Consider the following 22162-nt stretch of genomic DNA (forward strand, 5'->3'; position numbering starts at 1 on the left):
CCCGTGCTTCACGAGAGCACGGGGTTTTTTGCTTTCTGGGCCATGTGCGTGTCGCCGCGGCGTATGCTCGCGGCACTCGCGTGAACGAAACCGCCTATGCGCTAGCGGGCTCATCGCCGGAATAACCCGATGCGACGACATTGATGCGTCCGTCGTCGAGCGAAAAGATCCAGCCGTGCACGAGCGGCGCAGGCCGGCTTTCGCGCACGATGGCGGTGTCACGCAGCCGCTGAACCTGTTCCAGCACATTCAGTTCGGCGAGCCGGTTAATGCGCCCGTCCTCCGACGCATGGACGTCAAGCTCGTGGCGATGCATCTGCGCGAGCGCGCAAAGCGGCGCGATCCGCCGGTTGACATGCGGCAACTCCGGCGACGGCGGCAGCAGCGCGGCCCGTACGCCACCGCAACCATAGTGGCCACAGACGATCACGTGACCGACCTTCAGCACGCGCACTGCGTATTCGAGCACGCTCGCGCAGTTGTCGTCGTCGGGCGGAAAAAGGTTCGCAATGTTGCGATGGACGAACAGATCGCCCGGCTGGCAATGTGTGATGGTCTCGGCGGGGACGCGGCTGTCCGAGCAGCCGATCCACAGTACCTGTGGATTCTGTCCCTGTGACAGTTCCTTGAAGAAAAGCGGGTCGCGCGCGAGGGTTTCTTCTGCCCATTCGGCATTGGCGGCCAGCATCTGTCGTGGAAGGTTCATCGAAAGCGGCTCCGGAGGGGCGGGTGATGAACAGAAAGGCCGCCTCGGAAACGAGGCGGCCTGCGTGCTCGAATGACGGCGACACGGTCAGAAGAAGTTGCGGCGGCTCGGATCGTGCAGCGGATCCGGGCTTTTCTGCGTGGTCCGAAGTACACCCTGATCGTCGAAGTAGAAGCTGAACATCATGTACCAGATGTTGTCTTCGAGATACCGGTAGGTCCAGACCTCGCGCTTCATCAGCGGGAAGTACGACGTCTCCACCGGGCGCCCGAAATTGACGAGGACATCGTCGCGCGTCCACTTGCCGATATCGGCGCGATAAAACTCGTTGGGTTGCAGCACCTGACGCACGGACAGAATCTTGCCGGCGGCGTCGACGTCCGCGGCGGTGGTGGTTTCGCCCATGGGCTGGGTCGGCCACATCAGACGCCTGCTGCCGTTCGGCAGGTCATACGTTTCGCGCGGCGCGCCGAGGCGGGTGATCAGCGCGGACTGGTCCTCGCCCGGCCGGAACTGTTGCCACGGCTGCGCACAGCCCGCGAGCATCAGCACGCCGACGCAGGCGAGCGCCGCGCGCCGCAGACGCCGGCGTGGCTCTGCCGGCTGTCCTGACGTCGGGGTCGCGGCGGGCGCGGTTGAGAGGCGGTTAAACATGAATTCCTCCGATGGCATTCTGGTGGCCTCGCGTTACATTTTTTGTCATGGAGCCACGTCATTTTGACATGCGGCGCGGCAAAAGATTTGCCGGCGGTGCGTGACGGCGCACCTGCGGCGCATCGCGCGTACGCTTGCCCGACGCCGCGCACGCCTCTATGATCCGCGCTTCGAATGAACCAACCACAGCAGGAGCAACGATGGTGGTGAACTGGATGCGAACGGCGCTGGCCGCGCTCGCGGCAGTCTCGATGACGGCCGCGCACGCCGGCGGCGAGCCGGTGCGGCTCGCGCTGATCGAAGGCATGTCGGGGCCGTTTGCCAACGCCGGCGCGGCGGTGGAGCGGAACCTGCGGCTCGGCGTCGAGCGCGTGAACGCGGCGGGCGGCGTGAAGCTCGCCGACGGCGCGCATCCGCTCGAGCTCGTCGTGCTCGACAGCAAGGGCAGCGCCGAAGAGGCGCTCGTGCAACTGCGCGCGGCGGCGGACCAGCATATCGGCTACATCCTGCAGGGCAACAGTTCGGCGGTCGCCGCGGCGCTGCTGACCGCGATCGAAAAGCAGAACGCCCGCGAGCTGGATAACCGCGAACTGTTCCTCAACTATTCCGCCGACGATCCCGCGCTGACCAACGCAAACTGCAGCTTCTGGCATTTTCGCTTCGACGCACACGCCGGCATGCGCATGAACGCGCTCGCCGACGTGATCCAGCGCGACCTGTCCGTGAAGAAAATCTACCTGCTGAACCAGGATTACAGCTTTGGCCACGATGTCAGCGCGCTGGCGCGCGAGACGCTCAAGGCAAAGCGGCCGGATATCACTATCGTCGGCGATGAATTCCATCCGGTTGGGCGCGTGAAGGATTTCGCGCCTTACGTCGCGAAAATCCGTGCGAGCGGCGCGGACGCGGTCGTGACCGGCAACTGGGGCAACGACCTGACGCTGCTGGTCAAGGCGGCGCGCGAGCAGGGACTCAACACGAAGTTCTATACGTTCTACGGCAACAGTCTCGGCGCGCCGGCTGCGCTCGGCGATGCGGGCGTCGGCAGGGTGGTGGCGGTTGCGGACTGGCATCCGAACGCAGGTGGCGCGGCCTCGGACGCGTGGTACAAAGCCTTCCGTACCCGTTTTCCCGCCACCGCCGATGACTATCCTGTGCTGCGCATGGAAATGATGATCGAGATGCTCGCCGCCGCGATGAACAGCGCGGCCAGCGCCCAGCCCGAGGCCGTCGCGAAGGCGCTGGAGGGTATGAAGTTCGATAACGGCTTCCACTCATCGTGGATGCGCGCGGAGGATCATCAATTCATCCAGCCCCTTTATGTGATGGAGATGGACAAGGCCGGTACGCCGGGCGTGCGCTTCGACAACGAGGGCTCCGGCTACGGATTCCGTACGGTGCTGGCGCTGCCGGCGGCGCGCACCGTGCCGCCGGCGGTTTGTCGCATGAAACGCCCATGAGCGCGCCGGTCGCGCCCTTTGGGCCGGCCCGTTCAGGGGTTGTAAGGGAGGGTTCGCGGCCCGTTCGGGCTGTGCTACAATACGCCCCTCGTTGTAACCCCACGGCACGGCCTTTCTTCCGTGACCGCCTGTCTAGTACTTAAGGAAATCAACATGTCCGCAGTTGAAACAAGCAAGAAGTCCGACGTCGTTGCGCAATTCGCACGCGCAGCTAACGACACCGGCTCCCCCGAAGTTCAGGTCGCGCTGCTCACGACGCGCATCAACGAACTGACCGTTCACTTCAAGGCTCACACGAAGGATCACCACAGCCGCCGCGGTCTGCTGCGCATGGTGAGCCGCCGTCGTAAGCTGCTCGACTACCTGAAGGGCAAGGACGCTGACCGTTACCGTGCGCTGATCGAGAAGCTGGGTCTGCGTAAGTAATCGGGTTAGTCTCTCAGCAAGATGCCTGTGTCAGTCAACTGATACAGGCATTTTGTTTTTGAACGGTGCGCTTCATGTGGGGCGCATCGAAATGTCATCCGCGGTGCGCATGGAAGATCATGCGGCGGGTGACCGGAACACGGCCGGGCCTCAGGGCAGAGTTTTGTGTCATTCCAGCGGTTCGCGCGCTTAAGCGTGGTTCTCTGGAATGGCATAACACTTCTCTTCCCGTGTGGCGCCGGCTCTGGCGTTGCCGCGCCGCTGCCCGTCCGCGCGGCATAACGAAGAGAAAAGGAGTGACTATGTTCAACAAGATCGTCAAAGAATTCAAATGGGGACAACATAACGTTCGCCTCGAGACGGGCGAAATCGCCCGCCAGGCAAGCGGTGCGGTGCTCGTCGACGTCGAAGACACCGTTGTGCTGGCCACCGTTGTCGGTGCCAAGACGGCAAAGCCTGGCCAGGATTTCTTCCCGCTGACCGTCGACTACCTCGAAAAGACCTACGCTGCCGGCAAGATCCCGGGTGGCTTCTTCCGTCGCGAAGGCCGTCCGTCGGAAGGCGAAACGCTGATCTCGCGCCTGATCGACCGTCCGCTGCGTCCGCTGTTCGCGGAAGGCTTCTACAACGAAGTCCAGGTCGTGATCCACGTCCTGTCGCTGAACCCTGATGTGCCTGCTGACATTCCCGCGCTGATCGGCGCGTCGGCAGCGCTCGCCGTGTCCGGTCTGCCGTTCAACGGCCCGGTCGGCGCAGCACGCGTGGCCTACATCAACAACGAATTCGTGCTGAACCCGACGCGTCCGCAAATGAAGGAATCGGCGCTCGACCTGATCGTCGCCGGTACGGAACGTGCAGTGCTGATGGTGGAATCGGAAGCGCAGCAACTGACCGAAGAAGTCATGCTCGGCGCAGTGGTGTTCGGTCACGAGCAGATGCAGATCGCGATCGACGCGATCCACGAGCTCGTCCGTGAAGGCGGCAAGCCGGAATGGGACTGGAAGCCGGCTGCGAAGAACGAAGCGCTGATCGCACGCGTGTCGGAACTGGCGCAAGCCGATCTGCTCGCCGCGTACCAGATCCGCGACAAGCAGGCGCGCTCGACGAAGCTGAAGGAAGTCTACGCAGCCACGTCGGCAAAGCTGGAAGAAGAAGCCGCTGCTGCCGGCACGGTCGCCGCCGACAAGGCAACTGTCGGCAACGTGCTGTTCGACATCGAAGCGAAGATCGTCCGTACGCAGATCCTGAACGGCGAGCCGCGTATCGACGGCCGCGACACGCGCACGGTGCGCCCGATCGAAATCCGTACCGGCGTGCTGCCGCGTACGCACGGTTCGGCACTGTTCACGCGTGGCGAAACGCAGGCGCTGGTGATCGCGACGCTCGGCACGAAGGGCGACGAACAGAACATCGACGCGCTCGAAGGCGAATACCGCGAACGCTTCATGCTTCACTACAACATGCCTCCGTTCGCGACCGGCGAAACGGGCCGCGTCGGTTCGCCGAAGCGCCGTGAAATCGGTCACGGCCGTCTGGCCAAGCGCGCGCTCGTCGCGTGCCTGCCGAGCGCTGAAGAATTCGGCTACTCGATCCGCGTCGTGTCGGAAATCACGGAATCGAACGGTTCGTCGTCGATGGCTTCGGTGTGCGGCGGCTGCCTCGCGCTGATGGACGCCGGCGTGCCGATGAAGGCGCACGTCGCCGGCATCGCGATGGGCCTGATCCTCGAAGGCAACAAGTTTGCCGTCCTGACCGACATCCTCGGCGACGAAGATCACCTCGGCGACATGGACTTCAAGGTTGCGGGTACGGAACAAGGCGTGACCGCACTGCAGATGGACATCAAGATCCAGGGCATCACGAAGGAAATCATGCAGGTCGCGCTCGCTCAGGCGAAGGAAGGCCGCATGCACATCCTCGGCAAGATGACTTCGGCTGTTTCGGGTGCGAACACGGAACTGTCGGAATTCGCGCCGCGCATGATCACCATCAAGATCAATCCGGAAAAGATCCGCGACGTGATCGGCAAGGGTGGTTCGGTGATCCGCGCGCTGACCGAAGAAACCGGCACGACGATCGATATTTCGGACGACGGCGTGGTCACCATCGCAAGCACGAGCAGCGAAGGCATGGCCGAAGCGAAGAAGCGTATCGAAAACATCACGCTGGAAGTCGAAGTCGGTCAGGTGTATGACGGTACGGTTCTCAAGCTGCTGGATTTTGGCGCGATCGTCAACATCCTGCCGGGCAAGGACGGTCTGTTGCACATTTCCGAGATCGCGAACGAGCGCATCAAGGATATCAACGACTATCTGAAGGACGGCCAGCACGTGAAGGTCAAGGTCATCCAGACGGACGAGAAGGGTCGTGTGCGTCTGTCGGCCAAGGCGTTGCTGAACGAAACGCCGGCTGGCGCGCCGCAAGGCGAGCCGACGCCGCAGTAATGCAGTAGGGGAATGACGGCCGGTAGCGTGAATGCGCGCCGGCCGTTTTTCATGGAGGATGGATTGCACTGCGAGCCGGCCCGCCCGGGCTCAGGGTTTGCAGTGCAATCCACACCTTTGGAGGTGATGCAGATGAAAGCGATCGAGATTACCGAATTCGGCGCGCCGGACGTTTTGAAGCTGGCCGAACGGCCCATGCCAGAACCGAAAGCGGGCGAAGTGCTGATCAAGGTGGCCGCGTCGGGCATCAACCGTCCGGACGTGTTCCAGCGCAAGGGTGCTTACGCGCCGCCGCCGGGCGCATCGGATCTGCCGGGCCTGGAAGTGGCGGGCGAGATCGTTGGCGGCTCGATCGACGCGAAGCACAACCCGTTTGGCCTGAAGACTGGCGATCGCGTGTGCGCGCTGCTCGCGGGCGGCGGTTACGCGGAATATGCGGTTGCGCCGCTTGCGCAATGTCTGCCGGTGCCGAAGGGTCTGACGGATATCGAGGCGGCGTCGCTGCCGGAGACCTTCTTCACAGTGTGGAGCAACGTGTTCGATCGCGCGAAACTGGGCGCGGGCGAGGGCGGCGCGAACGAAACGTTCATGGTGCAGGGCGGTTCGAGCGGCATCGGCGTGACCGCGATCCAGATCGCGCATGCGCTGGGTTTCCGCGTGTTCGCAACCGCCGGATCGGACGACAAATGCCGCGCGTGCGAAGAACTGGGCGCCGAGCGCGCGATCAACTACAAGACTGAAGATTTCGTCGAAGTGGTGAAGTCGCTGACAAACGATCGCGGCGTCGACGTCATTCTCGATATGGTGGCCGGCAGCTATATCCCGCGCGAACTGACGGCGCTCGCCAATGGCGGTCGCCTGGTGTTGATCGCGCTGCTGGGCGGCGCTAAGGCGGAAGTGAACCTGAACGAGATCCTGCGCCGTCGTCTGACGATTACCGGTTCGACGCTGCGTCCGCAGCCGGTCGAATTCAAGGCGAAAATCGCCGCGAAGCTGAAAGAGCACGTGTGGCCGCACATCGAGGGTGGCCGTATCAAACCTGTTGTACATCGCGTGTTTCCGGCCGCGCAGGCCGCCGAAGCGCATGTGCTGATGGAAAGCAGTACGCATGTGGGCAAGATCGTGCTGAATTGGGGCGCGGATGTTTAATTCGACTGGTTTGACCCGATCCGTCTGCGCACAGTAAAATCGCATGTTTTGCGCCCGACGTACGGGTCATTGAATTCTGAAAGACGGGCCGACCTCGTGTCCGAGCCTGTCTCATGACAAGACGAGACAATGTCGAAACAACGAGCAAAAGCGGTAGTCGGTAACTGGAAGATGTTCGGTCGCCTTGCCGATAACGCGAGGCTGCTGAAGGCTGTGGCGCAGGGCGTCGATGCGTTGCCGGAAGGTATTCTCGTGGGCCTGTGTGTGCCGTGCCCGTACCTTTCGCAGGCGCAGTTGTTGCTCGAAGGTTCGCGCGTGGCCTGGGGCGTACAGGATGTCTCCGCGTTCAAGGAAGGTGCGTACACCGGCGAAGTAGCCGCGGACATGGCCGCCGATTTCGGCGCGAAGTTCGCGATCGTCGGGCATTCGGAACGTCGTGCGTATCATCGCGAAAGCGCAGAGCTGGTGGCCGCGAAGACGCAGCGCGCGCTTGAGGCGGGACTGATTCCGATTGTCTGTGTCGGCGAAACGCTTGAACAGCGCGAAGCGGGCGAGACGGAACTGGTAGTCGGCACCCAGATTGACGACGTGCTCGCGCAGCTTTCGCTGGAAGAGGCGGTTCGCATCGTGGTGGCCTATGAGCCGGTCTGGGCGATTGGCACGGGTAGGAGTGCGACGGCCGAACAGGCGCAGCAGGTTCATGCGTTTCTGCGCGGGCGCCTCGCCGCAAAAGATGCAGCGGTCGCCGATGTGCACGTGCTCTATGGCGGCAGTGTGAAACCCGACAACGCGGAAGAGTTGTTCCGTCAGCCGGATATCGATGGCGGCCTGATTGGCGGCGCATCGTTGAAGGACAAGGATTTCCTGGCGATCTGCAGCGCGGCGCAAGCCGTGATGGCCGACGCGGCGTAAGCCGCTCAGGCGGGCAGGGCGCCCGGGCGAGGAAGACCCATTACGTGCACCACACATTGTGTTGCGCGGTTAAATAAAGACTCTCAGGTGAGTGTGATGCTGTATTTGAAAACGTTGATCATCGTCGTTCAGTTGCTGTCGGCGCTTGGGGTCATTGGCCTCGTCTTGCTGCAGCACGGCAAGGGCGCCGATATGGGCGCTGCATTCGGCAGCGGCGCGTCGGGAAGTCTCTTCGGCGCGACGGGCTCGGCAAACTTTTTGTCGCGTACCACTGCCGTGCTCGCCGCTGTGTTTTTCGTCACGACGCTGACGCTCACGTACCTCGGTTCGTATCGCTCGAAACCGTCGGTGGGCGTGCTCGGCGCGGCAGTGACCGCTCCGGTTTCGGCTTCTGCTGCGTCCGCTCCGGCGGGTGTGTCGGCGCCTGTTGCGGCGTCTGCTGCATCGGCTCCGGGCCAGGACGTGCCGAAATAAAATTTTCGGTCGAAACGCTTTTTGTGCGTTGAACAAACTGTTTAAACCAGTTACAATTCAAGTCTTGAAGCGATTCGCGGGTTTTATAGCTTGTTTTCCCGGATTGCAGTAGTGCCGACGTGGTGAAATTGGTAGACACGCTATCTTGAGGGGGTAGTGGCGAAAGCTGTGCGAGTTCGAGTCTCGCCGTCGGCACCAATGTTATCTAATGCCAGCCGATTGCTTTTGCTTCGGCTGGCATTTTTACTTCTGGTAGGCTGCTTGCCGTTTGCTTGCATTGCAAAGCAGCCCGAAGTGATTTGATGTCAGGAAGCTGCGGTAAGCTACACTTCCTGGCGACATTCAGAACCAACCGATTGAGGATAGTCTTGAACCTCGCAGCCTATTTCCCCGTCCTGTTGTTCCTTATTGTTGGAACCGGTTTAGGCGTAGCACTGGTCAGTATCGGCAAGATCCTCGGTCCCAACCGGCCTGACACCGAGAAGAACGCACCGTACGAGTGCGGCTTCGAGGCATTCGAAGATGCGCGCATGAAGTTCGACGTGCGCTACTACCTGGTTGCCATTCTCTTCATTATTTTCGACCTTGAAACCGCGTTTCTGTTCCCGTGGGGTGTAGCCCTGCGCGACATCGGCTGGCCCGGGTTCATGGCGATGATGATTTTCCTGCTCGAATTCCTGCTTGGCTTCGCCTATATCTGGAAGAAGGGCGGCCTCGATTGGGAATGACAGATTAATCGCCGGTTTGCGTGGGTGGCACGGCTTGCTGCCCCGTCTGGAGTGGAAAGCAAATGAGTATCGAAGGGGTCTTGAAGGAAGGGTTTGTCACCACCACCGCTGACAAGCTGATCAACTGGACGCGCACCGGCTCGCTGTGGCCGATGACGTTCGGTCTCGCGTGTTGCGCGGTCGAGATGATGCATGCGGGCGCTGCCCGTTATGACCTCGACCGTTTCGGCGTGGTGTTTCGTCCGAGTCCGCGTCAGTCGGATGTGATGATCGTCGCCGGCACGCTGTGCAACAAGATGGCGCCTGCTCTGCGCAAGGTCTACGACCAGATGGCCGAGCCGCGCTGGGTGATTTCGATGGGTTCGTGCGCGAACGGCGGCGGCTACTACCACTACTCGTATTCGGTGGTGCGTGGCTGCGATCGCATCGTGCCGGTCGACGTCTATGTGCCGGGTTGTCCGCCCACAGCGGAAGCGCTGGTCTACGGCGTGATCCAGCTGCAGGCGAAGATCCGCCGCACCAATACCATCGCCCGTCAATAAGGCCAACGCCTCTTCCCCCACAATATGGCAAGCAAACTCGAGACTCTCAAAGCGAACCTCGAGGCGGCCTTTGGCGGCCGCCTGCTGAGCGTCACCGAAGCAATCGGTGAGCTGACGATCGTCGTCAAGGCGAGTGATTACCTCGAAGTGGCGACGCGTCTGCGTGACGATAAATCGCTCGGCTTCGAGCAGTTGATGGACCTGTGCGGCGTCGATTACCAGACGTACGGCGATGGTGCCTACGAAGGCCCGCGTTTCGCAGCGGTGCTCCATCTGCTGTCGGTAGCGAACAACTGGCGTCTGCGCGTGCGCGTGTTCGCACCGGACGACGAAGTGCCGCTCGTTGCATCGGTCGTCGATATCTGGAGTTCGGCCAACTGGTATGAGCGCGAAGCGTTCGACCTGTACGGCATCGTCTTCGAAGGTCACCCGGACCTGCGCCGGATCCTGACCGACTATGGCTTTATCGGCCACCCGTTCCGCAAGGATTTCCCGGTTTCCGGCTATGTCGAAATGCGTTACGACCCGGAAGAGAAGCGCGTCGTCTACCAGCCGGTGACGATCGAGCCGCGGGAAATCACGCCGCGCGTGATCCGTGAGGATCGCTATGGCGGTCTGAAACACTAAGAGAACGCCATGGCAGAGATCAAAAACTACACGCTCAACTTCGGCCCGCAACACCCGGCCGCGCACGGTGTGCTGCGCCTCGTGCTCGAACTCGACGGCGAAGTGATCCAGCGCGCCGATCCGCACATTGGCCTCCTGCATCGTGCGACCGAAAAGCTCGCCGAAACCAAAACCTTCATCCAGTCCGTGCCGTACATGGACCGTCTCGACTACGTGTCGATGATGGTGAACGAGCACGGCTATGTGATGGCGATCGAAAAGCTGCTCGGCATCGAAGTACCGATCCGCGCGCAGTACATCCGCGTGATGTTCGACGAAGTGACGCGCGTGCTGAACCACCTGATGTGGATCGGCGCACATGCACTCGACGTCGGCGCCATGGCGGTGTTCCTGTACGCGTTCCGCGAGCGCGAAGACCTGATGGACGTGTACGAAGCAGTGTCCGGTGCACGGATGCACGCAGCGTACTACCGTCCGGGCGGCGTCTATCGCGATCTGCCTGACGCAATGCCGCAATACAAGGCGTCGAAGATTCGCAATGCGAAGGCGCTGTCGAAGATGAACGAGAACCGTCAAGGTTCGCTGCTCGACTTCATCGACGATTTCTTTACGCGTTTCCCGCACTGCGTCGACGAGTACGAAACGCTGCTCACCGACAACCGGATCTGGAAGCAACGTCTGGTCGGCATTGGCGTGGTCAGCCCGGAACGTGCGCTGCAACTCGGCATGACCGGCGCGATGCTGCGCGGTTCGGGCATCGAGTGGGATCTGCGCAAGAAGCAGCCGTACGAAGTCTATGACAAGATGGATTTCGATATTCCGGTTGGCGTGAACGGCGACTGCTACGACCGCTATCTGGTGCGTGTCGAAGAAATGCGCCAGTCCACGCGCATTGTGAAACAGTGCATTGAGTGGCTTCGCAAGAATCCGGGCCCGGTGATGATCGACAATCACAAGATTGCGCCGCCGTCGCGCGTCGGCATGAAGTCGAACATGGAAGAGTTGATTCACCACTTCAAGCTCTTCACGGAAGGCTTCCATGTGCCGGAAGGCGAGGCGTATGCAGCGGTCGAGCATCCGAAGGGCGAGTTCGGCATCTATCTGATTTCGGATGGCGCGAACAAGCCGTATCGCCTGAAGATTCGCGCGCCGGGTTATGCGCACCTGTCCGCGCTCGATGAAATGGCGCGCGGTCACATGATCGCCGACGCTGTGACGATCATCGGTACGCAGGACATTGTGTTCGGCGAAGTGGATCGCTAGAGCGATATTCGTAACGGCGCGCGCGGTCCCTCGCGCGTCATGCAAAGGAACGCCGGGTCTGTCGCGGCACGTAGTGAGCGGCAGGTTTTCGTTCGGTAGGAATTGAAAGAGTCGTGTCTGAAAATGATCTCAGCTGAAGGCCTGAAAGAAATCGATCGCGCGATCGCGAAGTATCCCGCCGATCAGAAACAGTCCGCCGTGATGTCGGCGTTGGCCACTGCTCAGGAAGAGCACGGGTGGCTGTCGCCCGAAATCATGCAGTTCGTGGCTGACTACCTTGGCATGCCCGCGGTTGCCGTGCAGGAGGTTGCGACCTTCTACACGATGTACAACACGTCGCCGGTCGGCAAGTACAAGATCACGCTTTGCACGAACCTGCCGTGCCAGCTCGGTCCGGATGGCGGTTCGGAAAGCGCCGCCGAATACCTGAAACAGAAACTCGGCATCGACTTCGGCGAAACCACTGCTGACGGCCAGTTCACCCTGAAAGAGGGTGAATGCATGGGCTCGTGTGGCGATGCGCCGGTGCTGCTCGTGAACAACCACCGTATGTGCAGCTTCATGAGCCGCGAGAAGATCGACCAGCTGCTCGAGGAACTTTCGAAATGACGTCTTTACACGATCGTCACATCAAACCGCTGATTCTCGCCGGCCTGAACGGCGACAACTGGCATCTCGAAGATTACGTCGCGCGCGGCGGTTACAAGCAGCTGCGCCGTATTCTGGAAGAAAAGATTCCGCCCGAGCAGGTGATCGCCGACGTGAAAGCGTCGGGTCTGCGCGGCCGTGGCGGTGCGGGCTTCCCGACCGGCCTGAAGTGGAGCTTCATGCCGCGCCAGTTTCCGGGGCAGAAGTACCTCGTCTGCAATTCGGACGAAGGCGAACCGGGCACGTTCAAAGACCGCGACATCCTGCGCTGGAATCCGCATTCGCTGATCGAAGGCATGGCTATCGGCGCATACGCGATGGGCATCACGGTCGGCTACAACTACATCCACGGCGAAATCTGGGAAACCTACAAGGTCTTCGAAGAAGCCCTTGAAGAAGCGCGTCGCGCAGGGTTTCTCGGTGCGAACATCATGGGTTCGGGCTTTTCGTTCGAACTGCATGCGCACCACGGTTACGGCGCCTACATCTGCGGCGAAGAAACCGCGTTGCTCGAATCGCTCGAAGGCAAGAAAGGCCAGCCGCGTTTCAAGCCGCCTTTCCCGGCGAGCTTTGGCGCATTCGGCAAGCCGACGACGATCAACAACACCGAGACATTCGCTGCTGTGCCGTTCCTGCTGGAAATCGGCCCGCAGGCGTACCTCGAGCTGGGCAAGCCGAACAACGGTGGCACGAAGATCTTCTCGATCTCCGGCGACATCGAACGTCCGGGCAACTACGAAGTTCCGCTCGGCACGCCGTTCGCGACGCTGATGGACCTCGCCGGCGGCATGCGTGGCGGCAGGAAGATCAAGGCTGTGATCCCGGGCGGTTCGTCGGCACCGGTGATCCCGGGCGACATCATGATGAACACCGATCTCGACTACGACTCGATCGCGAAGGCCGGCTCGATGCTCGGCTCGGGCGCGGTGATCGTGATGGACGAGACGCGTTGCATGGTGCGTTCGCTCTTGCGTCTGTCGTACTTCTATTACGAAGAATCGTGCGGTCAGTGCACGCCGTGCCGTGAAGGCACCGGCTGGCTGTATCGCGTCGTGCATCGCATCGAACACGGGCTCGGCCGCCAGGAAGATCTGGACCTGCTGAACTCGGTCGCTGAAAACATCATGGGCCGCACGATCTGCGCGCTCGGCGATGCAGCGGCGATGCCGGTGCGCGGCATGCTGAAGCACTACTGGGACGAGTTTGCGTACCACGTCGAGCACAAGCACTGCATGGTCGGTGGCCATGCCGGAGCCGCAGCAGCAACGGAAACAGTAGCCGCCTAGGCGAATAACGCTAAAGCACCAGCCGCGGGGATTCATCGCTTCGACTTGCTAAACAGCGGGCGATTGAATGGGCAAATGAGCGGGCGAACGATTGAGCGGTAACAGGTTAAGGAAGATTGACCATCATGGTTGAACTTGAAATAGACGGCAAGAAGGTCGAGGTGCCCGAAGGCAGCATGGTGATCCAGGCTGCGCATAAGGTCGATACGTACATTCCTCACTTCTGCTATCACAAGAAGCTGTCGATTGCGGCCAACTGCCGGATGTGTCTTGTCGACGTCGAGAAGATGCCGAAGGCTGTGCCGGCATGCGCGACGCCGGTGTCGGCGGGCATGATCGTGCACACGAAGTCGGACAAGGCCGTGAAGGCGCAGCAGTCCGTGATGGAATTCCTGCTGATCAACCACCCGCTTGATTGCCCTATCTGCGACCAGGGCGGCGAATGTCAGCTGCAGGATCTGGCGGTGGGTTATGGCAAGTCGTCGTCGCGTTATAGCGAAGAAAAGCGCGTTGTGTTCCACAAGAACGTTGGCCCGCTGATCTCGATGGAAGAAATGACGCGTTGCATTCACTGCACGCGTTGCGTCCGTTTCGGTCAGGAAGTCGCCGGCGTGATGGAACTCGGCATGCTGGGTCGTGGCGAGCACTCGGAAATCACGTCGTTCGTCGGCAAGACGGTGGATTCGGAACTGTCGGGCAACATGATTGACCTGTGCCCGGTCGGCGCGTTGACCAGCAAGCCTTTCCGCTACAGCGCCCGTACCTGGGAACTGTCGCGCCGCAAGTCGGTGAGCCCGCACGATTCCGTCGGCGCGAACCTCGTGGTGCAGGTGAAGAACAATCGCGTGATGCGCGCGCTGCCGTTCGAAAACGAATCGATCAACGAATGCTGGATCTCGGACAAGGATCGTTTCTCGTACGAAGCCCTGAACAGCGCGGAACGCCTCACGCAGCCGATGCTCAAGCAGGACGGCAGGTGGATTGAAACCGACTGGCAGACGGCGCTCGAATACGTCGTCAAGGGTCTGAATGGCATCAAGGGCGACCACGGCGCGAACGCGCTGGCCGCACTCGCCAGCCCGCACAGCACGGTCGAAGAACTGTTCCTGCTGAAGAAGCTCGCACAGGCGGTCGGTACGCCGAACGTCGACTTCCGTCTGCGTCAGTCCGATTTCTCGGCACCGGTCAACGGTACGCCGTGGCTGGGTACGGCCATCGCCGATCTGTCGAATATCGATGCAGCGCTGATCGTCGGCTCGACCCTGCGTCGCGATCACCCGCTGCTGGCCGCGCGTCTGCGTCAGGCTGCGAAGGGTGGTGCGAAGCTGACTTTCGTGCAGGCAACCGCTGACGACGCACTGATCCCGCAGGCGAAGCGCGTTGTCGCTGCGCCGTCCGCATGGCTCGACGAACTTGCTGGCATCGCGGCCTCGGTCGCTGAACTGCGTGGCGAAACGCTGCCGGAAGCACTCGCAGGCGTCGAAGCATCGGACGCGGCGAAGCAGGCCGCAGCATCGCTCGCGGGTGGCTCGACGCGCGTCGTGCTGCTTGGCAACGGCGCTGTTCAGCATCCGCAATTTGCGCAGATTCACGCAGCGGCTCAATGGATCGCTGACGCAACCGGTGCAACGCTCGGCTTCCTCACGGAAGCAGCGAACACGGTCGGCGCACACCTCGTCGGCGCAGTGCCGGACGCAGGCGGTCTGAACGCACGTGAAGTGTTCGAGCAGCCGCGCAAGGGTTATGTGCTGCTGAACCTCGAGCCGGAATTCGATACGGCGAACCCGGCGCAGGCACTGGCCGCGTTGAAGCAGGCGGAAATGGTCGTCGTGATGTCGTCGTTCGTGACGGGCACCGACTACGCTGACGTCCTGCTGCCGATCGCTCCGTTCACGGAAACGGCCGGCACGTTCGTCAACGCTGAAGGGACGGTGCAGACGTTCAACGGCGTCGTGCGTCCGCTCGGCGAAACACGTCCGGCATGGAAGGTGTTGCGCGTGCTCGGCAGCATCCTCGGCATGCCGGGCTTCGAATTCGATACGGCTGAAGAAGTGCGTACGGCTGCACTGGGCGACGGCGATCTCACATCGCGTCTGTCGAACAAGGCTGGCGTGGCGGTTGCCCGCGGCAACGCAGCGAAGGCCGCCGAAGGCAAGTTCGAACGCATCGCCGATGTACCGATTTACCACGCCGATCCGCTGGTGCGCCGCGCTGAGTCGCTGCACCTGACGGCAGCGGCGCGCGCAGCGAATTCGGTCGGTCTGCCGGCTGCGCTGTTCGACAAGCTGGGTCTGAAGGATGGCGACGCGATCCGCGTACGCCAGGGCGAACTGTCGGTGCAACTGCCGGCCGTGCGTGATGCGAACCTTGCGCAGACGGTCGTCCGCGTATCGGCAGGCACACCTGCTGGTGCTGCGCTCGGCAGCCTGTTCGGTGAACTGGTGGTGGAGAAGGCGTAAATGAGCTTGTTCGAAACGATCAATTCGGGCGGCGCCCAGATCCTCGGTGTGGCATGGCCCACGGTGTGGGCGCTGGTGCGCATCCTGGTGGTGTCCGTCGTGATCCTGCTGTGCGTGGCTTACCTGATCCTGTGGGAACGGAAGCTGATCGGCTGGATGCACGTGCGTCTCGGTCCGAACCGCGTCGGCCCGATGGGTCTGTTGCAGCCAATCGCCGACGTGCTGAAGCTGCTGCTGAAAGAAGTCATTCAGCCGACGCAGGCAAGCCGCTGGATCTACATGATTGCGCCGATCATGGTGGTGGTGCCGGCCTTCGCGGTCTGGGCGGTGATTCCGTTCCAGGCGGGCGCGGTGCTCGGCGACATCAACGCCGGTCTGCTGTACGCAATGGCGATTTCGTCGGTTGGTGTGTACGGCGTGATTCTCGCCGGCTGGGCGTCGAACTCGAAGTACGCATTCCTCGGTGCGATGCGCGCCGCGGCACAGATGGTTTCGTACGAAATCTCGATGGGCTTCGCACTCGTCGTCGTGCTGATGACCTCGGGAAGCCTGAACCTCTCGGACATCGTCACTTCGCAGGAACGCGGCATTTTCGCGGGCTACGGTCTGAACTTCCTGTCATGGAACTGGCTGCCGCTGCTGCCGATGTTCGTCGTCTACTTTATTTCCGGCATCGCTGAAACGAACCGCCACCCGTTCGACGTGGTGGAAGGGGAGTCGGAAATCGTGGCTGGCCACATGATCGATTACTCGGGCATGGCGTTCGCGCTGTTCTTCCTTGCCGAGTACATCAACATGATCGTGATCTCGGCGATCGCCGCGACGATGTTCCTCGGTGGCTGGAGCGCGCCGTTCGGTTTCCTGTCGTTCGTGCCGGGCATCGTGTGGCTCGTCGCGAAAATTTTCTTCCTGCTGTCGGTGTTCATCTGGGCGCGTGCCACATTCCCGCGCTATCGCTATGACCAGATCATGCGTCTGGGCTGGAAGATTTTCATTCCGGTCTGCGTGGTGTGGCTGGTGGTGGTCGGCTTCTGGATCATGTCGCCGTTGAATATCTGGAAATAAAGGGCGGATGAACCCATGACCGCAATTCAAAACTTCTTCAAGACCTTCTTCCTGACGGAACTGCTGAAAGGTCTCGCGCTGACTGGACGTTATGCGTTCCAGCGCAAGATCACGGTGCAGTTCCCCGAAGAAAAGACGCCGATTTCGCCGCGTTTCCGCGGCCTGCATGCACTGCGCCGCTATGAGAACGGCGAAGAGCGCTGCATCGCCTGCAAACTGTGCGAAGCGGTGTGCCCGGCACTCGCCATTACGATCGAATCGGAAACGCGCGCGGACAACACGCGCCGCACGACGCGTTACGACATCGACCTGACCAAATGCATCTTCTGCGGTTTCTGCGAAGAAAGCTGCCCCGTCGATTCGATCGTCGAGACGCACATCCTCGAATATCACGGCGAAAAGCGCGGCGACCTGTACTTCACGAAGGACATGCTGCTGGCCGTGGGCGATCGCTACGAAGCCGAGATCGCTGCAAACAAGGCGGCCGACGCGCCCTATCGTTGAAACGCGCCTGAGCACTGCTGAAACGCTATTAGTTCGACGCTGCAACGGCCTGCTGTTGGGGCCGTGCGCTGAAGTCTGACCGCTTCGGCCTCGCACCTGTGTGCTGGTTTTGACAGATGCGCGTGCCAAAGAACCATGCCTGACGATGGCCTAACGATGAACCGGTAATCATGGAATTCACGACCGTACTGTTCTACATCTTCGCGCTGCTCCTGGTGGTATCAGGGCTGAAGGTGATCACCTCGCGCAACCCGGTGAGCTCCGCGCTCTTCCTGGTGCTCGCGTTCTTCAACGCTGCGGCGATCTGGATGCTGCTCGAGGCTGAATTCCTCGCGATCCTGCTCGTGCTGGTCTACGTCGGCGCGGTGATGGTGCTGTTCCTGTTCGTCGTGATGATGCTGGACATCAATCTCGATGTGCTGCGGCGCGACTTCAAACGTTTCGTGCCGATGGCGACGATCGTCGGCGCAATCATCGTGATCGAAACCGCGCTGATCCTCTGGCACGGCTACGGCGCGACGGTTCAGCCGGTGCGCGACACCACAGTGGCAGGCGCCGCAGCCGCAACCGCTGGCTGGTCGAACACACGCATTATCGGCAAGATCATCTACACCGACTACATCTTCGCGTTCGAAGTGGCCGGTCTCGTGCTGCTCGTCGCGATCATCGCCGCGATCGCGCTAACCACGCGTCACGCGAAGGACAGCAAGCGTCAGAAGATCGGTGATCAGGTGAAGGTGCGCGCTCAGGACCGCGTGCGCGTCGTCAAGATGCCGTCGGAAAAGACCGCCGCGACCGAAGCCGCCGAAGCCGCTGCCTCAGCAAAGGCCGCCGCAGCTCAGGCGACTGCCGCTGCTTCCGTGAAGAACGGCTGAGCGCCCAGGAGAAAAACATGTTGACCCTTGCTCATTACCTCGTCCTCGGCGCGATCCTGTTTGCGATCAGCATCGTCGGCATTTTCCTGAACCGTCGCAACGTCATCATCATCCTGATGGCGATCGAGCTGATGCTGCTGGCGGTGAACACCAATTTCGTCGCGTTCTCGCATTACCTCGGCGACGTGCATGGCCAGATCTTCGTGTTCTTCGTGCTGACCGTCGCGGCGGCGGAAGCAGCGATCGGCCTCGCCATTCTGGTGACCCTGTTCCGTAGCCTCGACACGATCAACGTCGAGGATCTCGATCAGCTCAAAGGTTAAATTCAGGCAAAGCTGTTATGTCAACGACACTCAATGAAAACCTGCTGCTAGCGGTTCCGCTTGCACCGCTGGCCGGCTCGCTGATTGCGGGGCTGTTCGGGAAAGCGGTGGGGCGCGCCGGGGCACACTCGGTCACGATCCTCGGCGTCGCGATCTCGTTCATCCTGTCGGCAATCGTCTTCTTCGACGTGCTGAACGGCGCGAGTTTCAACGCCACCGTCTACGAATGGCTGACCGTCGGCAAGCTGAAATTCGAAGTCGGCTTCCTCGTCGACTCGCTGACGGCGCTGATGATGTGCGTGGTGACTTTCGTGTCGCTGATGGTGCACATCTACACGATCGGCTACATGGCCGACGACGACGGTTACCAGCGCTTCTTCTCATACATCGCGCTCTTCACGTTCTCGATGCTGATGCTCGTGATGAGCAACAACTTCCTGCAGCTGTTCTTCGGCTGGGAAGCGGTGGGTCTCGTGTCGTACCTGCTGATCGGCTTCTACTTCACCCGTGAAAGCGCGATCTACGCGAACATGAAGGCGTTCATCGTGAACCGCGTGGGTGACTTCGGCTTCCTGCTCGGCATCGGCCTGCTGCTGGCCTACGCCGGCTCGATGAACTACGCCGATGTGTTCGCGAAGAACCACGAACTCGCGTCGCTGAGTTTCCCGGGCACGAGCTGGGGCCTGCTGACGGTCGCCTGTATCTGCCTCTTCATCGGCGCGATGGGCAAGTCGGCGCAGTTCCCGCTGCACGTTTGGCTGCCGGATTCGATGGAAGGCCCAACACCGATCTCCGCGCTGATTCACGCGGCAACGATGGTGACGGCCGGTATCTTCATGGTCGCGCGCATGTCGCCGCTGTTCGAACTGTCGGATAGTGCGCTGTCGTTCATCACGGTGATCGGCGCGATCACGGCGCTGTTCATGGGCTTCCTTGGGGTCGTCCAGAACGACATCAAGCGCGTGGTCGCGTACTCGACGCTGTCGCAACTCGGTTACATGACGGTCGCGCTCGGTGTGTCGGCTTACCCGGTCGCCATTTTCCACCTGATGACCCACGCGTTCTTCAAGGCGCTGCTGTTCCTCGGCGCGGGTTCGGTGATCATCGGCATGCACCACGATCAGGACATCCGCAACATGGGCGGCCTGCGCAAGTACATGCCGATCACGTGGATCACGTCGCTGGTCGGTTCGCTGGCGCTGATCGGTACGCCGTTCTTCGCGGGCTTCTATTCGAAAGACTCGATCATCGACGCAGTGAAGCTGTCGCATCTGCCGGGTTCGGGCTTCGCGTACTTCGCGGTCGTGGCGAGCGTGTTTGTCACGGCGCTGTACTCGTTCCGTATGTACTTCCTGGTGTTCCACGGCAAGGAGCGCTTCCGCGATCCGAAGCATCCGGAATCGCCGATGGGTATCGAAGCCGCCGCGCACGCGCACGACGATCACGGTCACGGTCACGACGCACATGGCCATGGTCACGACGATCACGGCCACGCGCACGAGCCGCACGAAACACCGTGGGTGGTGTGGGTGCCGCTGGTGCTGCTGGCGATTCCGTCGGTGATCATCGGCGCGATTGCTATTGGTCCGTTGCTGTTCGGCGACTTCTTCCAGCACGGCGTGGCGTTCGACAAGGCGATCTTCATCGGCGAAAACCATCCGGCGCTGCATGAGATGGCTGAAGAATTCCAGGGCTGGGCGTCGATGGGTCTGCACTCGGTTGCGGGTCTGCCGGTGTGGCTCGCGCTCGCGGGTGTTGTGGTCGCGTGGTTCCTGTATCTGGTTCGTCCCGACCTGCCGGCTGTCGTCAAGCGCGCGTTCGGTCCGATCTACACGCTGCTCGACAACAAGTACTACATGGACAAGATCAACGAAGTCGTCTTCGCACGAGGGGCAGTGGCGATCGGCCGCGGCCTCTGGAAGGAAGGTGACGTCGTGGTCATCGACGGTATCGTCAACGGCAGTGCGCGCTTCATTGGCTGGTTTGCCAGCGTGATCCGCTTCCTCCAATCCGGTTACATCTATCACTACGCGTTTGCCATGATTATCGGCATGTTGGGGCTCTTGACCCTGTTTGTAACGCTCGGCGGCAAATAAGGCGAGGGACACTAATGCACGCTTATCCGATTCTCAGTATCGCGATCTGGCTGCCGATCCTGTTCGGCCTCCTGGTCCTTGCCATCGGTTCCGACAGGAACCCCGGCCCGGCGCGCTGGATTGCGCTGGTCGGCTCGGTACTCAGCTTTATCGTCACGATTCCGCTCATCACCAGCTTCGATTCGAGCACCGCTGAATTGCAGTTCGTCGAGAAGGCGAACTGGATCGAACGCTTCAACATCACCTATCACCTGGGCGTCGACGGCATCTCGATGTGGTTCGTCGTGCTGACCGCGTTGATCACAGTGATCGTCGTGATCGCAGGGTGGGAAGTCATCACGAAGAACGTGTCGCAGTATCTGGCTTCGTTCCTGATCCTGTCGGGCATCATGGTCGGCGTGTTCAGCGCCGCCGACGGCATGCTGTTCTACGTGTTCTTCGAAGCAACGCTGATCCCGATGTACATCATCATCGGCGTGTGGGGTGGGGCGAACCGCGTGTACGCGGCGTTCAAGTTCTTCCTGTACACGCTGATGGGCTCGCTCCTGATGCTGGTCGCGCTGCTGTACCTGTACACGCAGACGGGCACGTTCGATCTCGCCACGTGGCAGAGCGCGCAGATCGGCATGACGCCGCAGATATTGCTGTTCATCGCGTTCTTCCTTGCGTTTGCCGTGAAGGTGCCGATGTGGCCGGTCCACACGTGGTTGCCCGACGCGCACGTGGAAGCGCCGACGGGCGGCTCGGTCGTGCTGGCCGCGATCATGCTGAAGCTCGGCGCCTATGGCTTCGTGCGTTTCTCCCTGCCGATTGCACCGGACGCAAGCCACTTCCTGGCTCCAGTCGTGATCACGCTGTCGCTGATCGCGGTGATCTACATCGGTCTCGTCGCGATGGTGCAGACGGACATGAAGAAGCTGGTCGCGTATTCGTCGATTGCGCACATGGGCTTCGTCACGCTCGGCTTCTTCATCTTCAACCAGCTCGGTGTGGAAGGCGCAATCATCCAGATGATCTCGCACGGCTTCGTGTCGGGCGCGATGTTCCTGTGTATCGGCGTGCTGTATGACCGTATGCACTCGCGCCAGATCGCCGATTACGGCGGCGTCGTGAACACGATGCCGAAGTTCGCGGCGCTCGTGATGCTGTTCTCGATGGCCAACTGCGGCCTGCCGGGCACCTCCGGTTTCGTCGGCGAATTCATGGTGATTCTGGCCGCCGTCCAGTACAACTTCTGGATCGCGGGCGGTGCGGCGTTCACGCTGATTCTCGGCGCGGCCTACACGTTGTGGATGTACAAGCGCGTGTACTTCGGCGCCGTCGCGAACGATCACGTGAAGAACCTGCTCGACGTCAACCGTCGCGAATTCTTCATGCTGGCTGTGCTGGCGGGCCTGACGCTGTTGATGGGCCTGTATCCGAAGCCTTTCACCGATGTGATGCAAGTATCCGTGGAAAACCTCCTCGCCCACGTCGCGCAGTCCAAGCTGCCGTTGTCACAGTAATACAGAGCGGAGGAAT

The 22162-nt window shown here is 61.2% G+C and carries 21 protein-coding genes and 1 tRNA gene; 20 read left to right on the forward strand and 2 right to left on the reverse strand.

The window, feature by feature from the left end; genetic code table 11:
* Positions 1-94: 94 nt before the first annotated feature.
* The gene (locus P3T16_RS28115) at positions 95-706 is read right to left on the reverse strand and encodes a carbonic anhydrase (protein ID WP_429344778.1); all 612 of its coding nucleotides are present in this window, start codon (positions 704-706) and stop codon (positions 95-97) included.
* 87 nt (positions 707-793) lie between these two features.
* Entirely contained in the window at positions 794-1360 is a 567-nt protein-coding gene (locus P3T16_RS28120) for a hypothetical protein (RefSeq protein ID WP_429257993.1), read from the reverse strand.
* A gap of 200 nt (positions 1361-1560) precedes the next feature.
* Between P3T16_RS28120 and P3T16_RS28125 the strand changes: the two genes are divergently transcribed.
* The 20 genes from P3T16_RS28125 to P3T16_RS28220 all read left to right on the forward strand — a co-directional run bounded on the left by P3T16_RS28125 (position 1561) and on the right by P3T16_RS28220 (position 22146).
* Complete coding sequence (locus P3T16_RS28125) at positions 1561-2820, forward strand: branched-chain amino acid ABC transporter substrate-binding protein (RefSeq protein WP_429344779.1); 1260 nt, start codon at positions 1561-1563, stop codon at positions 2818-2820.
* A 153-nt stretch (positions 2821-2973) separates the two neighbouring features.
* On the forward strand, positions 2974-3246 hold the full coding sequence (gene rpsO / locus P3T16_RS28130; RefSeq protein ID WP_025496081.1) for a 30S ribosomal protein S15: 273 nt from the start codon (positions 2974-2976) through the stop codon (positions 3244-3246).
* A 296-nt stretch (positions 3247-3542) separates the two neighbouring features.
* Positions 3543-5690 (forward strand): polyribonucleotide nucleotidyltransferase, encoded by a 2148-nt coding sequence (pnp, locus tag P3T16_RS28135; RefSeq protein WP_429344780.1) that lies wholly within the window; start codon positions 3543-3545, stop codon positions 5688-5690.
* A 132-nt stretch (positions 5691-5822) separates the two neighbouring features.
* Positions 5823-6839: an NAD(P)H-quinone oxidoreductase gene (locus P3T16_RS28140; protein ID WP_429344781.1), complete on the forward strand. Its 1017-nt coding sequence runs from the start codon at positions 5823-5825 to the stop codon at positions 6837-6839.
* 129 nt (positions 6840-6968) lie between these two features.
* Positions 6969-7751 carry a triose-phosphate isomerase gene (gene tpiA, locus P3T16_RS28145; protein ID WP_429344782.1) on the forward strand — a complete coding sequence of 261 codons (783 nt, stop codon included), beginning with the start codon at positions 6969-6971 and terminating at the stop codon, positions 7749-7751.
* A 96-nt stretch (positions 7752-7847) separates the two neighbouring features.
* Positions 7848-8225 carry a preprotein translocase subunit SecG gene (gene secG / locus P3T16_RS28150; protein WP_429257998.1) on the forward strand — a complete coding sequence of 126 codons (378 nt, stop codon included), beginning with the start codon at positions 7848-7850 and terminating at the stop codon, positions 8223-8225.
* Positions 8226-8338: 113 nt separating this feature from the next.
* Positions 8339-8423 (forward strand) — tRNA-Leu (locus tag P3T16_RS28155).
* A gap of 170 nt (positions 8424-8593) precedes the next feature.
* Positions 8594-8953, forward strand: a complete 360-nt coding sequence (locus tag P3T16_RS28160) for an NADH-quinone oxidoreductase subunit A (protein WP_090531360.1) — start codon at positions 8594-8596, stop codon at positions 8951-8953.
* A 62-nt stretch (positions 8954-9015) separates the two neighbouring features.
* The gene (locus tag P3T16_RS28165) at positions 9016-9495 is read left to right on the forward strand and encodes a NuoB/complex I 20 kDa subunit family protein (protein WP_006052903.1); all 480 of its coding nucleotides are present in this window, start codon (positions 9016-9018) and stop codon (positions 9493-9495) included.
* Between the two features lie 24 nt (positions 9496-9519).
* Positions 9520-10122, forward strand: a complete 603-nt coding sequence (locus P3T16_RS28170) for an NADH-quinone oxidoreductase subunit C (RefSeq protein WP_429257999.1) — start codon at positions 9520-9522, stop codon at positions 10120-10122.
* Positions 10123-10131: 9 nt separating this feature from the next.
* Positions 10132-11385 (forward strand): NADH-quinone oxidoreductase subunit D, encoded by a 1254-nt coding sequence (locus tag P3T16_RS28175; protein WP_429258000.1) that lies wholly within the window; start codon positions 10132-10134, stop codon positions 11383-11385.
* A 123-nt stretch (positions 11386-11508) separates the two neighbouring features.
* Complete coding sequence (gene nuoE, locus P3T16_RS28180; protein ID WP_228874847.1) at positions 11509-11994, forward strand: NADH-quinone oxidoreductase subunit NuoE; 486 nt, start codon at positions 11509-11511, stop codon at positions 11992-11994.
* Positions 11991-13319 (forward strand): NADH-quinone oxidoreductase subunit NuoF, encoded by a 1329-nt coding sequence (gene nuoF / locus P3T16_RS28185; protein ID WP_429258001.1) that lies wholly within the window; start codon positions 11991-11993, stop codon positions 13317-13319. The genes nuoE and nuoF overlap by 4 nt, the downstream gene beginning before the upstream one ends.
* A 125-nt stretch (positions 13320-13444) precedes the next feature.
* The gene (nuoG, locus tag P3T16_RS28190) at positions 13445-15778 is read left to right on the forward strand and encodes an NADH-quinone oxidoreductase subunit NuoG (RefSeq protein ID WP_429344783.1); all 2334 of its coding nucleotides are present in this window, start codon (positions 13445-13447) and stop codon (positions 15776-15778) included.
* Positions 15779-16843, forward strand: a complete 1065-nt coding sequence (gene nuoH, locus P3T16_RS28195) for an NADH-quinone oxidoreductase subunit NuoH (protein WP_429258003.1) — start codon at positions 15779-15781, stop codon at positions 16841-16843. It abuts the gene before it with no gap.
* Positions 16844-16858: 15 nt separating this feature from the next.
* The gene (nuoI, locus tag P3T16_RS28200) at positions 16859-17347 is read left to right on the forward strand and encodes an NADH-quinone oxidoreductase subunit NuoI (protein ID WP_063495298.1); all 489 of its coding nucleotides are present in this window, start codon (positions 16859-16861) and stop codon (positions 17345-17347) included.
* Between the two features lie 170 nt (positions 17348-17517).
* The gene (locus tag P3T16_RS28205) at positions 17518-18222 is read left to right on the forward strand and encodes an NADH-quinone oxidoreductase subunit J (protein WP_429344784.1); all 705 of its coding nucleotides are present in this window, start codon (positions 17518-17520) and stop codon (positions 18220-18222) included.
* Positions 18223-18239: 17 nt separating this feature from the next.
* Positions 18240-18545 carry an NADH-quinone oxidoreductase subunit NuoK gene (gene nuoK, locus P3T16_RS28210; RefSeq protein ID WP_006052894.1) on the forward strand — a complete coding sequence of 102 codons (306 nt, stop codon included), beginning with the start codon at positions 18240-18242 and terminating at the stop codon, positions 18543-18545.
* A 17-nt stretch (positions 18546-18562) separates the two neighbouring features.
* Positions 18563-20641 carry an NADH-quinone oxidoreductase subunit L gene (nuoL, locus tag P3T16_RS28215; protein WP_429344785.1) on the forward strand — a complete coding sequence of 693 codons (2079 nt, stop codon included), beginning with the start codon at positions 18563-18565 and terminating at the stop codon, positions 20639-20641.
* Between the two features lie 14 nt (positions 20642-20655).
* Entirely contained in the window at positions 20656-22146 is a 1491-nt protein-coding gene (locus P3T16_RS28220; RefSeq protein WP_429344786.1) for an NADH-quinone oxidoreductase subunit M, read from the forward strand.
* Positions 22147-22162 lie beyond the last annotated feature (16 nt).

The organism is Paraburkholderia sp. GAS42 (assembly GCF_050436565.1).
Classification (GTDB): domain Bacteria; phylum Pseudomonadota; class Gammaproteobacteria; order Burkholderiales; family Burkholderiaceae; genus Paraburkholderia.

Coding starts and splice junctions, on each gene's coding strand:
- P3T16_RS28115 (WP_429344778.1), bottom strand. CDS start 706: ATGAACCTTCCACGACAGATGCTGGCCGCCAATGCCGAATGGGCAGAA.
- P3T16_RS28120 (WP_429257993.1), bottom strand. CDS start 1,360: ATGTTTAACCGCCTCTCAACCGCGCCCGCCGCGACCCCGACGTCAGGA.
- P3T16_RS28125 (WP_429344779.1), top strand. CDS start 1,561: ATGGTGGTGAACTGGATGCGAACGGCGCTGGCCGCGCTCGCGGCAGTC.
- rpsO (WP_025496081.1), top strand. CDS start 2,974: ATGTCCGCAGTTGAAACAAGCAAGAAGTCCGACGTCGTTGCGCAATTC.
- P3T16_RS28140 (WP_429344781.1), top strand. CDS start 5,823: ATGAAAGCGATCGAGATTACCGAATTCGGCGCGCCGGACGTTTTGAAG.
- tpiA (WP_429344782.1), top strand. CDS start 6,969: ATGTCGAAACAACGAGCAAAAGCGGTAGTCGGTAACTGGAAGATGTTC.
- secG (WP_429257998.1), top strand. CDS start 7,848: ATGCTGTATTTGAAAACGTTGATCATCGTCGTTCAGTTGCTGTCGGCG.
- P3T16_RS28165 (WP_006052903.1), top strand. CDS start 9,016: ATGAGTATCGAAGGGGTCTTGAAGGAAGGGTTTGTCACCACCACCGCT.
- P3T16_RS28170 (WP_429257999.1), top strand. CDS start 9,520: ATGGCAAGCAAACTCGAGACTCTCAAAGCGAACCTCGAGGCGGCCTTT.
- P3T16_RS28175 (WP_429258000.1), top strand. CDS start 10,132: ATGGCAGAGATCAAAAACTACACGCTCAACTTCGGCCCGCAACACCCG.
- nuoE (WP_228874847.1), top strand. CDS start 11,509: ATGATCTCAGCTGAAGGCCTGAAAGAAATCGATCGCGCGATCGCGAAG.
- nuoF (WP_429258001.1), top strand. CDS start 11,991: ATGACGTCTTTACACGATCGTCACATCAAACCGCTGATTCTCGCCGGC.
- nuoG (WP_429344783.1), top strand. CDS start 13,445: ATGGTTGAACTTGAAATAGACGGCAAGAAGGTCGAGGTGCCCGAAGGC.
- nuoH (WP_429258003.1), top strand. CDS start 15,779: ATGAGCTTGTTCGAAACGATCAATTCGGGCGGCGCCCAGATCCTCGGT.
- nuoI (WP_063495298.1), top strand. CDS start 16,859: ATGACCGCAATTCAAAACTTCTTCAAGACCTTCTTCCTGACGGAACTG.
- P3T16_RS28205 (WP_429344784.1), top strand. CDS start 17,518: ATGGAATTCACGACCGTACTGTTCTACATCTTCGCGCTGCTCCTGGTG.
- nuoK (WP_006052894.1), top strand. CDS start 18,240: ATGTTGACCCTTGCTCATTACCTCGTCCTCGGCGCGATCCTGTTTGCG.
- nuoL (WP_429344785.1), top strand. CDS start 18,563: ATGTCAACGACACTCAATGAAAACCTGCTGCTAGCGGTTCCGCTTGCA.
- P3T16_RS28220 (WP_429344786.1), top strand. CDS start 20,656: ATGCACGCTTATCCGATTCTCAGTATCGCGATCTGGCTGCCGATCCTG.